This window comes from Mesorhizobium sp. PL10 (genome assembly GCF_053714315.1).
In genome coordinates this window covers 38,839-50,246 of sequence record NZ_JBSKBR010000028.1, presented here as the reverse complement: position 1 = coordinate 50,246, position 11,408 = coordinate 38,839, and the positions used below count along the sequence as shown (strand labels likewise).

Annotated in this window: 10 protein-coding genes and 1 pseudogene; 2 read left to right on the top strand and 9 right to left on the bottom strand. The window is 59.3% G+C overall.

The genetic code is table 11. The features are described 5' to 3' along the window. Positions 1–639: 639 nt before the first annotated feature. From ACWGTO_RS28625 to traA, 5 genes and pseudogenes are all read right to left on the bottom strand, one after another. Positions 640–912, bottom strand: coding sequence for a DUF6538 domain-containing protein (locus ACWGTO_RS28625; RefSeq protein ID WP_454578139.1), 273 nt, complete (start codon positions 910–912; stop codon positions 640–642). A gap of 667 nt (positions 913–1,579) precedes the next feature. Continuing rightward, positions 1,580–1,933, bottom strand: a pseudogene (locus ACWGTO_RS28620) (hypothetical protein); the annotation flags it as partial. Between the two features lie 7 nt (positions 1,934–1,940). Beyond that, positions 1,941–2,126: a hypothetical protein gene (locus tag ACWGTO_RS28615; RefSeq protein WP_454578138.1), complete on the bottom strand. Its 186-nt coding sequence runs from the start codon at positions 2,124–2,126 to the stop codon at positions 1,941–1,943. Positions 2,127–2,226: 100 nt separating this feature from the next. Then, the gene (locus tag ACWGTO_RS28610; protein WP_454578137.1) at positions 2,227–2,442 is read right to left on the bottom strand and encodes a helix-turn-helix transcriptional regulator; all 216 of its coding nucleotides are present in this window, start codon (positions 2,440–2,442) and stop codon (positions 2,227–2,229) included. Positions 2,443–2,570: 128 nt separating this feature from the next. Next, a complete protein-coding gene (gene traA / locus ACWGTO_RS28605) occupies positions 2,571–5,621 on the bottom strand; it encodes a Ti-type conjugative transfer relaxase TraA (protein WP_454578136.1) in 3,051 nt (1,016 codons plus the stop codon). A gap of 172 nt (positions 5,622–5,793) precedes the next feature. On the opposite strand from traA, the gene ACWGTO_RS28600 reads away from it, so the two are divergent. Beyond that, a complete protein-coding gene (locus ACWGTO_RS28600) occupies positions 5,794–6,120 on the top strand; it encodes a conjugal transfer protein TraD (protein ID WP_454578135.1) in 327 nt (108 codons plus the stop codon). A gap of 1 nt (position 6,121) precedes the next feature. Next, positions 6,122–6,361, top strand: a complete 240-nt coding sequence (locus ACWGTO_RS28595) for a conjugal transfer protein TraD (RefSeq protein WP_454578134.1) — start codon at positions 6,122–6,124, stop codon at positions 6,359–6,361. Between the two features lie 195 nt (positions 6,362–6,556). Here the strand turns inward: ACWGTO_RS28595 and ACWGTO_RS28590 are convergent, their stop codons facing one another. From ACWGTO_RS28590 to ACWGTO_RS28575, 4 genes are all read right to left on the bottom strand, one after another. After that, a complete protein-coding gene (locus tag ACWGTO_RS28590) occupies positions 6,557–7,264 on the bottom strand; it encodes a GyrI-like domain-containing protein (protein ID WP_454578133.1) in 708 nt (235 codons plus the stop codon). A 221-nt stretch (positions 7,265–7,485) separates the two neighbouring features. Next, positions 7,486–8,625, bottom strand: coding sequence for a hypothetical protein (locus ACWGTO_RS28585; protein ID WP_454578132.1), 1,140 nt, complete (start codon positions 8,623–8,625; stop codon positions 7,486–7,488). A 7-nt stretch (positions 8,626–8,632) separates the two neighbouring features. Beyond that, positions 8,633–10,057, bottom strand: a complete 1,425-nt coding sequence (locus tag ACWGTO_RS28580) for a nucleotidyl transferase AbiEii/AbiGii toxin family protein (protein WP_454578131.1) — start codon at positions 10,055–10,057, stop codon at positions 8,633–8,635. Continuing rightward, entirely contained in the window at positions 10,047–10,982 is a 936-nt protein-coding gene (locus ACWGTO_RS28575; protein ID WP_454578130.1) for a type IV toxin-antitoxin system AbiEi family antitoxin domain-containing protein, read from the bottom strand. The genes ACWGTO_RS28580 and ACWGTO_RS28575 overlap by 11 nt, the downstream gene beginning before the upstream one ends. Positions 10,983–11,408: the final 426 nt, after the last annotated feature.

The following is an 11,408-nucleotide window of genomic DNA, read 5'->3' as shown; positions in this document are numbered from 1 at the left end:
CTGCCTTGGGTCTACATCCGGGCTCCCGAGCTTAAGGCCGTGGCCTGAGAACAGCGCTTACCTCTCGCCGCATCGTCGTGGCCGAGGAAATCGACAAGATAGACAAACGCGTTTCGATAGCTCTCATAAGTACTCGGTTTCCGGCCAGCGGCTTTGTTTTCCTGCGACCAACCTTGAACCAACCCCATTAGCGTGGCTGAATCAGATTTCGTTCCCAGAGTTGTGGCTATGGATGACCGATTGTCCGCCGGTTGAGATTCTGCCGGACGATGAATTCGCTCGGCTGGCCGTGGTTCTGGTTCATACTCCCCGCGTTCCAGCTTTTGCAGCGTCAAGCTGGCTCGTTGGAAAGCAGCGCCCACCGCCCGCGCCGTCTTCGTGACGCTCCATGGGTCGTTCGCAAACCCGTTCTCAAGAAGGATGTCTTTGGCCCTGCTGATGCACCTGGCCCTCATCGATTTCCAAAAGATATTCTCGATCGGCATTGTTCCTGGAATCGGGTCGGAGATCCCTTCCACTCCGGGAATCGGGTGAGTTGAAGGCAAAGGTACTCTGTCCACATGCCCTCATAGAAGTCGGTGTGCCAGAGCAACTGCTCGCTAGGGTTTTCATAGAACTTTGCAAGCCACTCATCGCGGACTATCTGCGCAAGGGAATGCGCCTCGCGATCGGTGATGGACGGGCTGGCGACGGCGCTCTCAGTTCGCCGCGAGCAGCACCTAACCGAATTCGGGAGCAATCAGCTTCGAACTCCGCGAGGACCTGTGCGTATTTCCGCTTGGCCTCTTCAGGGTCCTTCGTTCCAAGTGTCTTGTTGACTTCCTTGCGACCCGCCAGCGCGGCTATGTCCGCCGGTAGGCGCTTTCGAAACCAGTAGACGGCAGTCTTACAATGTTTGACAGGACGGCTCATAGCAAGGACCATGTGTAACACCCTTGTGTAGCACTCGGGCAGGCCTAAGCATATAATTTTGTTAGTTTTTCAGCTGCGTCAACACCTTAAGAAGGTGATGGTGCCAGAGGCGGAATCGAACTGTAATCTATGTATTTGAATTCAATCAGATATTATCAGTGTGGGTATTGGTCGATACCCACAAAATTACCCAATCCAAAATCATACCGGTGGTTCGGTTCCATTATCCACAGAAATTGCATTGCATGATGAGATAGATCCTAACATTTCACCAGCTCTCGCAACCGGATTTATCGGTGGTGTCTCAGTTTGAATTTCTGCTGTGCGTTGGATGGCGATCTAGCTAAGCATCAGTGATCAATTGGGATTCGCGGCGGCGTCTGCGTCTTGAAAGATTTGACGCAAACTGGTCCGCCTTTACCGGGCCACGCACAGTCCCATTCCGGTCCGAAGCCGAAATTTCCTTGGGTCTGTATCTCTCGCGTTTGCATCGGAAAAATCGACAGTGCAATAACTACGACTGCCAACAACACCAACACCAATAGGATGCCAGTAGCGTCCCCCGGTCGTAGCGGAGGCCAATATGTTTCGTGTCCAAGTACCTTCATGTCGATCCCTGCCGACCAAAAATTGCCCTTCATATAGCTGGGAAGTGCCGAAATAAGCTTCAAGAAAGAAGATCGAATTTGAACTGCCGCGAAGGGTCGGAGGCTTTTCTTACAGCGTTCTTTTTGTACGGCCCACGCTTTCCCGGCTTCGGCGCAACGGCGCCCATCTTCTCGCAAAGGTCGTCCATCGACCAGTGCGTCCGCGATGCGCGAGCGGCCATTGCCGGGGACGTTTTCAGCGTCTTGTGAATGCGAATGAAGTTGTATCAGACGGTGTACAGAGCAACCATGTGACCGTGGTTTTCGAACTTCCTCGAGAACGCATTGGTAAGGCCCGTGAAGCGACGCTTATGCATCCGCATCGTAAGGTTCTGGCGTTCAACGTGTGACGTACTTATGGCCTTTAGGTCCGGTGGGCACTTATAAATACCCAAGTCTCTTGGCGAGCTTCTGAAGCTCTTCCGCGCCTTCCTTGATAAACGCCTCGCCTGCGGCGATGCTTGGCACCGGATACTCGGCCAAGAGGCTACCGGCATGGGTAACCACCACCTTGTACGCTTCATCTGCGGCTGGCGTCGGTACGATTTCCATTGTCACTTTAGCCATCCGGGTTCCTCATGCTTTCCGCTAAGCATATAGGCGCTTTCGCCTACGCCATCAAACCGGATATGAGGGAGGGAGAATTTCAAACTGAGACACTACCGATTTATCGAATTTCATCACCTTCTCGCCTCGCCCTCCAAGACACCGGGTCCTCTACCCACCGATTGATATCGGATTCGCGCCAGCCCGCACCGTTGACGCTGATTTTCAACTGGGCAGGGAACGTTCCCTCGGCGATCTTGCGATACATCGTTGAGCGGGAAAGCCCGGTCCGGGCAAGGACGGTTCTGCGGCGGATAATGCGGTCATGTTCCGACATGGCTGGCCTGCCTTCTGCTGGGTGGTTCTGATACCAGATGGGTCAGACAAAACAGGCAGCGACGATCGTACAAGGGGGATAACCATCACCTCGTAAGGTGGCGCACAAACGACGGCAAATGGGACGAATCAGAGTCCGATGCCTCGGCCCCGCCCGAGCCCGATGCCGTGGTTGAAGGCGAGTTCTGCACCAAGGCGGCGGCCAGATTCGACCTGGATGCCAAGCGCCTTCTTGTGACTGGCGAGCAGGGATTCAAGCTGAGGATCGCGTTCGAGGCTCTTTGCCATATCGGACATGGCCGAACGCGTTGACTTGTAGCCGGACATGTCGCCGGCCTGGTATTGGCCATGGCTTGTGCGGTCGAGCTTTTGCCAGCGTTCCACGAAACGGTCTGCCCGGCGGCCCGGATCGGTATCCAGTCCGGTACGGATTTCCGTCTCAAGCTGGAGAGCAAGGACGATGCGGTTGACACGGCCGACCCCCGCCTCACGAACCAGATCGGGATTTTTCACATAAGCCGCTTCGGCATCACGCCAGCCATGCGGCCGAACCTTCTCGAACGCGCTGCGGGCATCTCTCAATTCGCGCGTCTGCTCGGGACTGCTCCGCCCGTCCGCATTTCCGCTGCGCAGGATCGTGTCGAGCGCACGGGCGTGACGAACAAGCGCCTTCGTGCGAGCGCTCCGCAACGCCGCTTCCGGATCAACCCGCACATCTGTTACGCGCTGCGCTCCCCTGACCGAAGCAGGTCTTTCAGGCGCAGCGCCGTCTGCGATTTGCGTCCCAACATTCCCCCTTCCCGGACTGCGCCCACGGTCTTGGCCGGGCTCGGCGTCTGCGGGTGAGCGCAACCCGTCCAGCAGCCCGCCTATCCTGTCGCGCAGCTTTTCCGGAACGATCCGGCGCACGATCTCGACCAAACGCTCGCGGAAGGTGATGCCACGCCGCTCGGCGTAGCTCTGCGCCGGATCGACTAGCTCGTAGTCGGAAGCCATGTCCTTGGCGCGGTCACGTGACAACGTGCGCACGAGCCGCTCGCGGGTCGCGAAGTCGTCGCTGGCGTAATGCAGCTCCATCCCGTCTCGGTGCCGCGACAGGGCAACGTAGCTGCCGTGTGCATCCATGCCCGGTGTTGCCAGGACGTGGGTTTGGTCGACCGTCATGCCTTGCGCCTTGTGGATGGTCGCGGCATAGCCGTGGTCGATTTGGGCATAGTCTTTCAGATCGAAGCGCACCGACCTGCCGTCGTCGGTCCGGACGGCCATGCTCTGCGTGCTGATCTCGTCGATCATACCGAGCGTGCCGTTCTTGACGCCGAGTCCACGCTCGTTGCTCAGAAACATGACGCGGTCGCCGCGTGCGAAGTTTCTTGCACCCCGTTCCACATCCACCTGAACATCGTCGCCGAGATCGCCGGCGACGCGCATGCGCTCGCGCGCGGCCTGGTTCAGCGCGCGCACTTCGTCGTTTGTGTGGGTGAGAATGATCCGGCTTGCGTCTGGCGCAGCGCGCCTGTCGCGATCCCAGCGCACGACAAGATCGCTGCGTGCATCGTCGCGCGATGCAGCCTGGTGCACCATGCCTTGTGCGTCATAGGAGTCGATCGCGGCGCCGATCTTGCCGGTCGCCAGATCGCGCGTGGCGTCACGTTGCCATTCCTCTCGCTGCCGGCGTACCTGGTCGATCTCGACGCCGCCATGACGTTCGTGGATCGAACGGAACGCGGCGCCGGCTTCGATCGCCTGCAACTGCTGGGGATCGCCAACCAGAACGACCTTTGCGCCGACGCTGGCCGCATGGGAAAGCACGCGCTCCAACTGGCGCGTGCCGACCATGCCGGCTTCGTCGATTACCAGGACATCACGCGCGGTGAGCAGATCCCTGCCCTGTCCCCAGCCGTGTTCCAGGCTGGCAATCGTGCGCGACGAAATCCCCGATCCGCTTTCGAGATTTTCTGCGGCAATGCCGGAGAGTGCGGCGCCTCGAACCTCATAGCCTGCTGCTGCCCATGCCTGGCGCGCGACACCCAGCATGGCGCTCTTGCCGGTTCCGGCAAACCCGACAACGACACCAAGACCGCGGCCGTCGGTGATGTGATCCAGTGCATCGGTTTGCTCGGCCGAGAGGACAATGCCGCGCTGTTTGGCATTCGCCAGACCTGCCTCGCGATTCCTATCACTCACCGCATGGCGCTCCTGTCCGGCCATGCGTTCTGCTGCGTGGTGAAGGCGCTGTTCGGTCTCGATCATCTGCCGGGTGGTGAAGCGATCTTCGCCGCGTCCGTCCTTGCCGAGTTCGACCAGATCAGGCGCATTGCCGATGGCTGCCATCACCTCATTGAACTGCTCAATTCCGTCGCTGTGCCGATGCGAGAACTTCGCAATGTCTTTTCGCGTGAAGGTCGATTGCTGATGCGTGATTGCCACCAGTGCCACGGATGGATCCGCAATGATGCGCGCGCCATTGTTGCGCGCGATCTCGCGATGCAGTTCGGCGCGATCTGCTTCAATGCCGGCAGCGTCGAGGCCACCGCCCTCGATGCGTTGCGCCGGTGCTCCGATCTGGGTTTGCGGCTCCAGGGCAATGCCCTGCGCTTCGAGACTGCGATGATCGATGCGGGCGTCTATATCGAGTTCGGCAAGGCGCTCATTGGCAAGCTCCGCCCATCGCTCGCGCCAAAGCTCGACCATCTCGGTGCGGTTCCAGTCTCGAACCTTCGCCCCGAAACCGTTTTCATCGACCGACCGCATGGTGAGCATGACATGAGCATGCGGTTTGGGACTGCCATCCTCTGCCCTGTCCCAATGCACATTGAGATCTGCGACCATGCCTTGGCTGACAAACTCGGCCTGAACAAAGTCCCGGGCCAGCTCGATGCCTTGCGCTTGGCTGAGTTCGCGCGGAAGGGCGAACTCTACCTCGCGGGCAAGCTGGGCATCCTTCCTCACCTCGAACGCTTCGACATCGTTCCACAGCCGTTCGCGGTCGCTCCAGGCTTCGGGCGCAGTCTCCGGCAGCATCACCTCGGAATGGACGACACCGCGCTTGGCCGAGAAGTCATGGCTGCGTTCGATCCGCTCGTCACGCAGCCGCGAGGCAGAGCGGTAGGCAGCAGACGCCACAGCGCTGCTCCCAGCCTTGCGGCCAATGACTTTGACATGAAGATGATAGATCGCCATCGCGACCAGATCATTTGCACGTCAAAGCGCACGTCGGCACGACGTATAAGCGCGCCCTCCCTCGAAAAAATCTCGGGATGGACCAGCCCGTCCCGGGCTGTCTCGGTAACCCTGAAGCCTTCCGGGAGACGCTCCCCTATCATCGCCACATCGACAATTGATGGAGACAGCCATGCGTAAACCACGGGACTTCGACGCGGAACTGAAGGCACTGGAAGACCAGGCGCGGGAACTGAAGACGCGAAAGGTGCAGCAGCTTGGCGAACTGGTGATCGCCACCGGCGCCGATCAATTCAGCATTGAAGAACTGGCCGGCGCGCTGGTCGCGCTCGCTGAGACGAAAGACACCGCAAAGCGTGAGGCATGGGCCAAGCGTGGAGCGACGTTTTTCGAAAGCCGGCCCCGGCGAACTGCTCCGGCAGATCAGCGCAATCTTCGCGGCGCTACAGCGCAATCGGGCAGCCCACAATCGCCGGCAAGCGGCTCTGGCTCGCAATGACATGCGCACCTGGCAGGTCGAACGTCGGAAGCGCACACGGCATCTGATCGAACTCGGCGGTCTCCTCGTCAAGGCTGGCATTGTCGATCTGACCAACGACGATCGCGCCACGATCTACGGCGCGCTGATCTGGATGGCGGACAAACTCCGAAGCGAGCAAAGCGGACAGGCGCGGGCGCTCTGGGCCGAAAAGGGGAATGCGGCGTTCGCTTTGGAATGGAATGAAGAGCTAAGGGGCTAAGCGGATATAGCAGCGCTGGCGCGAGCGGCGGGCAGCGCCGAGACCTCAAATGTCGTAGCGCCGCCCGCGTTATGCCGGCAGTCGATTTCAGGTTCGGCTGGCCTGCCCTGCGTTCCACCTGCCGGGCCATACTGGGCTGACACCTCCCCGAGCCCTGACGTCTCGGCCGTCCGGTGACTGTCCCTCAAGGGGCCTTTACCGAGGCCATACCTTGATTGGCTTGATGGGCGTCCAGAGCTCAAGCTTGGTCTGTTCTTCTGATCCCTTTAAGCCCGGTGCGAAAATCTGCAAGTTAGGCCCGTCGCTGCGCTCATAACCCAGATAGGGGGCAGTTTTTTGCCAGAATTGTTCAGTCATTGTGTAGCGCAGGTTTCCAATTTCCGCCGTCGGCCCTTCGTAGCTCACGACAAGATAGAGCTGCTCAGGGATTAAAACCGAGTCCATCGGCTGCAGGACAGCGGTAATAGCCGATTGCACTATATAGCCGGGCATATAGTAGAATGGCCCATCGATATTAGGGTCTGCCGGGGGCGCAGTGGTGGCGAAACAGACTTCGACGTAACGCCGATCGAAATCCTGACCCAACGGCGCGGCCATTTGCTGTAGTTTTTGGATTTGTTGGCCAATTTTTTCATCGACAGTGGGTTCTGGAGCGACGGCCAGCGCCGCACTCCTGGAAGCGGCCAGCGACGCGACAAAGCCGTCAATCCTGCGCTGGCCCAGATGGTCAATTCTCATTGGAAACCGGCTTATATCAATGATTTTAAACAGCTGCTTTTGCGCGTCTCCGTGTGCGTCGGGGCACATGAAGAATGGACCCGAATATACGTTGTTGTCGGCATGTGAGACGCCAATGACGGAAAGTAAGCAGACAAATGAAATTATTCCAAGTTTCATGTACATGACTGCTGTCTCCGCTTCATGACCAACTTGTAGAATGAATTTGCGCGCATTGGCGGGTGTTGGCAAGGTCCAACGACCATTGCCGACCCATAAGACTTTTGCAGTCGAGCGCCTTGCAATCGGGCTCGTGAGTGATGCCACGCAGGTTGAATAAGCGGTGCATGCCGTGCGCTTCGCCCGTCGGGCCATACTCGGCTAACGCCTTTTGGGAATTACCGCTATCAGGTCGCAACAGCGTCCGGCGGCGCGACGCGTTGGAAAAGGCGATGAATGCGTTCTCTCAAGGCATCGTCACAAGCTTGCTCGCGATCGACGAGGTCGATCAGCCTGTCGATCTGCTCCCTGGACCGCAAGGGCAGGGCGTACAGTTCTGCAATCTCGTCCGAGGTCAAATAGCGCGGCAGATGGTTGTACAGGCGTGGCGGCTCCTTCCAGTTCAACCAGTTTCCCACGAGGGCATTCCACATCATGCGGATCGAGCGCTTCTTGTTTTCAGCGATGCAGCGTTCATAGTCGCGCAGTGCGACCAGCCCGTCGCCGCGCAGTGCTTCGCCGAACCAAGAACGGAACGCGCCAGACCGGCGTTGGTACTCTTCAAACGCTGCCCTCACATCGATGGATTCAGGCGCTGCAGCCATAAAGCGCTGAATGCCCTTGTGCTGTTCCGCAGTAAAGGACGCCTTCGACTGGTTAATCGCGGATTGCAGCGCCCGCCGCCGCAGCATGAAGCCTGCCGTCTTGCCGCGCTCGAAATCATTGGTGATGTTCCAGCCCGCCTCAACCGCATGCAGATGGTGCAGAAGAGTCCGCAGCGCGATGACGAAATCGTGCAGGCCATCGTCGCCTAAGCAGTCCACACGCTTCGCATCGTGGCCAGCAAGCGTGGCGATCTTCTGAATCCGGCGTGAATGGTCGACCAGCGAGTGTGCTGCGCTCGTCGCGGCAAAGAGTTCTTTCTGGACGTCCGCTTCAATGTCTTGCAGTTCGAGTTCGTTCGACCGATCGAAGATGTCACGTCCTACCGCCTCCTCGAATCGAGCGATGGCCTTGAACAAATCTGCGAAGGCGCGGTCAAAAACACGGGAGCTGACCAGGTACGAGTTATACCGTTCCCATATCTTTCGGCCCGGGTGGTCCGTCATTACCTCATCAATCTCAAGGCCACTGACCTTCGCGACTTCCTCGAACAGTTCGGGCGGGAGCGGCACCGCCGAAGCCTTCAGCTTCTCACGCAAGACTGCTTCGCGTGACAGCTGCCGGTCATGCGCTTGTGCCACGGCTGCTCGCAGGATTGCCGGGTCGCCGGAAATTCGAGGGTGAGTCATTTTCTTTTTGTTCTGCGGCGGAGAGGGCTCGGTCATTGCGAACTCAATAGTGCGTATCCACCAGATAGCCGGTGCGCCCACTGCAGGCGTATCCGGCAGGCGACTGGTGCGGTTTCAGGGAACTGTCGCGCGTCTGACGACGGAATTTTTTCTGACAGACAGGGCACTGATAGACATATGTCGGGCCACTCGACGCGCGAGCCCGTGCCCTGACGGGCTGAGGGCGGTTGGCGGCGATGCCCCCGAACGTCCCGCCGCCACGGGCGGGCGGAATGCTTACCGGACCCGACGGTGTAAGTTCCACTGCGTAGCGCGGCACGAACGTTTCGTTGGTCGCGCGCGCTCCGGTGATCCGGTCCACCCGGTAGCTGCGGTGCTCGTTCTTGTCGAGATTGAAGGCATGGAGGACTATGTTCCCCTCGCTCGTGCGACGCAGGGAATAGGGTTCAATGCGCCTCGTCGTGCCTTGATATTCAAGGAGGACGCGTAGCCTGTTTCCGCCGGCAAACCGGATGATCTCAAGATGCGTCTGCGCTGCGTTCGGAATATCCAGTCCGAACGTGCGCCCGTGAATGACCGACTCGCCCGCGGCCAGCGCGTACGCCGGCAGCACGATGGGCGCCTCGCCCCCGGCGAGCCAGGCAAAGAAGTCAGGCAGGACGTCCCAGAAATCGGCGACCGGCGGCAGCGCGGGCAGTTGATGCGCCAGCATGTTCTCCCAGCCGCCTTCGAGTCCGTCGCGGTGGGCCGCAAGGTCTTCGAGCTTCGGAACGGCAATGCCCTTGAATTCACATTTCTGGCGCAGGACGTCGAGGAGCGCGGCCGCCTGTGGGCGCGCCTCGCTGTTCCGGAACAGGTTCACGACGTCATAGAGATCGCGCGGCCTCGTTCGCTCGGCGAGGGCCCGTACCTTCTCGCCGAAGGCCTCCTCGTAGCTGTAGGCCAACACCTCAAAGCTGGCTTCCTGCGCGTCGCTATACGCGTGAAACAATGGCACCCTGACGGGCGGCAGGACGATCCGTTCATCGGCTGTCAGATCGAGCTTGATGCGGGGCAGGCGGATCACGGCGACGTTTGGAGAGACGGGCCCCTTGTAGCTGAGCTTGCCCTGGCACGAGACGTTGCCGCGCGGATTCTTGAAAAGATCGAAGCTCTGCCCTTCGGTTGGCATTTCGAGGCCCGACCGCTCGTAGACCCACTCGCCGATCTCGGCGAAAACCCGTTTGAGGAATGCCTCGTCAAGGTGTGCCGCATCCGCCAGCGTAAAGTCGAGATCTTCCGAAAAGCGATAGGTTTCGAAGTAACATTTCTTGAGACACGTCCCGCCTTTGAAAACCCATTTCTCCCGCAATTCGTCGTGGGCAGAGATCCCCGCGAGCGTCCAGCCGAGGACATAATCCTTTTCGACGACGTCCGGCCGCAGTCCCACCTTGGCCGCCGTCTCCAGAATCTCGGCCTTACTGATCATCGCGCAGTGCTCCGATCCAGTCTGACGGAACCCAAAGCTTCCATCGTGTCACGACGCGTTCGCAGGTCAGCGCAGGGTCGAGTTTGGCGTAGCCCTTCGTCAGGCGCGATCTGCATGCGAGCACCAGCGCCCCCCCGAGCGGATTTCGCTCCGCCAGGAAGCCCAGCCTTTTGAATACCGCGCCGTTGGCAAGCTGATCGGCATAGATGATCAGCTGATCCGGCTTGCTCTCGTCCTTGCGCAGGTATCGATCAAGACAGTCGGCCACATGCTGAATACCGGCGCCGCTTGCCGGATCGTCCAGCATGTCCAGCATGGTGCGATCGATGTCGGAGACGCTGACTTTCGTGTGGCCGCGCCAGACAGCCTTTGTGCCGAATATCCGGGCCTCCGGGATTTGACGCAGCGTGAACAGCGCGCCGCCGCTTTCCTTCGAGCGCTCGCGTATGGGACGCGCGGTGTAGACAACAATGTCGCGGAAAAGCTGCTCGGTCAGATCCCAATATTCGGCGGCTGTACGGCCCCCAATGTAACCGGGCCCGAACAGCGACGGAACCAAAAGCCATGCATCTGCTACAGCCTGATCGCTGCCGCGCATGTCCAGAGAAACAGGGGCATATAGACCGCTGCCGACCCGCTGCAGCCAACCCTGCGCAGCCCAGGCTGACAGGGTTTTAGCTGCCTTGTCCCGGGAAACGGCGAGCACGCGCGCGGCGTCGTCGATGTGAATGACATCGCCAGCGGCTCGTATGACGGCGGTCAGCTTAGGCTGTTTCATAGTACACTGTTGATGCTGTTTTTCAGCTTGTAGGCGAATTTCGACATTCTCAGTATACCACAATTGCGGCGCAAAGTAACAGCCGAACACTGTAAGTGCAAAAATTCCCGAAAAAACGGAGAAATTGTTGCCATAATATACCGACAAGCAGCCTTAGGCGCTTGAGGGCGTGCCGTGCCTTCCGCCCGTCGGGCCATACTCGGCTGACGCCTCCCCGAGCCTGAAGTCTCGGCCATCCGGTGACTGTCCCTCACGTTGAAGGAAGGATGAGGGGCTGCCGCCCTTTTTAGTAAGAGGGGCCTCGCTCCCGGCCGTCAAGGCTTGGTCTTAGGATTGGGGTGATGTCTGTCCGCTTGATCTAAGTTTGAAGTGCGTAGGATTCGGCGATCCTGGCGAAGATAACGGCCATTCCCAAGTAATGGATTGTCGGCCGGGCAGGATTCGAAGGCGTACGACCCGACGCAGGATCACTATCTGGTCCGAGAGCCTGAATCCAGGTTGCTGTCAATGACGGCTTAGTTGCTTATGCTAGCGGCGATTACGCCAATCCGAAAAAAATAGTGTTCCGACCGT

What these genes read in the sequence shown, in the direction of transcription:
- ACWGTO_RS28625 (WP_454578139.1), bottom strand. Translation starts at nt 912, where the DNA reads ATGAGCCGTCCTGTCAAACATTGTAAGACTGCCGTCTACTGGTTTCGA.
- ACWGTO_RS28615 (WP_454578138.1), bottom strand. Translation starts at nt 2,126, where the DNA reads ATGGCTAAAGTGACAATGGAAATCGTACCGACGCCAGCCGCAGATGAA.
- ACWGTO_RS28610 (WP_454578137.1), bottom strand. Translation starts at nt 2,442, where the DNA reads ATGTCGGAACATGACCGCATTATCCGCCGCAGAACCGTCCTTGCCCGG.
- traA (WP_454578136.1), bottom strand. Translation starts at nt 5,621, where the DNA reads ATGGCGATCTATCATCTTCATGTCAAAGTCATTGGCCGCAAGGCTGGG.
- ACWGTO_RS28600 (WP_454578135.1), top strand. Translation starts at nt 5,794, where the DNA reads ATGCGTAAACCACGGGACTTCGACGCGGAACTGAAGGCACTGGAAGAC.
- ACWGTO_RS28595 (WP_454578134.1), top strand. Translation starts at nt 6,122, where the DNA reads ATGCGCACCTGGCAGGTCGAACGTCGGAAGCGCACACGGCATCTGATC.
- ACWGTO_RS28590 (WP_454578133.1), bottom strand. Translation starts at nt 7,264, where the DNA reads ATGTACATGAAACTTGGAATAATTTCATTTGTCTGCTTACTTTCCGTC.
- ACWGTO_RS28585 (WP_454578132.1), bottom strand. Translation starts at nt 8,625, where the DNA reads ATGACCGAGCCCTCTCCGCCGCAGAACAAAAAGAAAATGACTCACCCT.
- ACWGTO_RS28580 (WP_454578131.1), bottom strand. Translation starts at nt 10,057, where the DNA reads ATGATCAGTAAGGCCGAGATTCTGGAGACGGCGGCCAAGGTGGGACTG.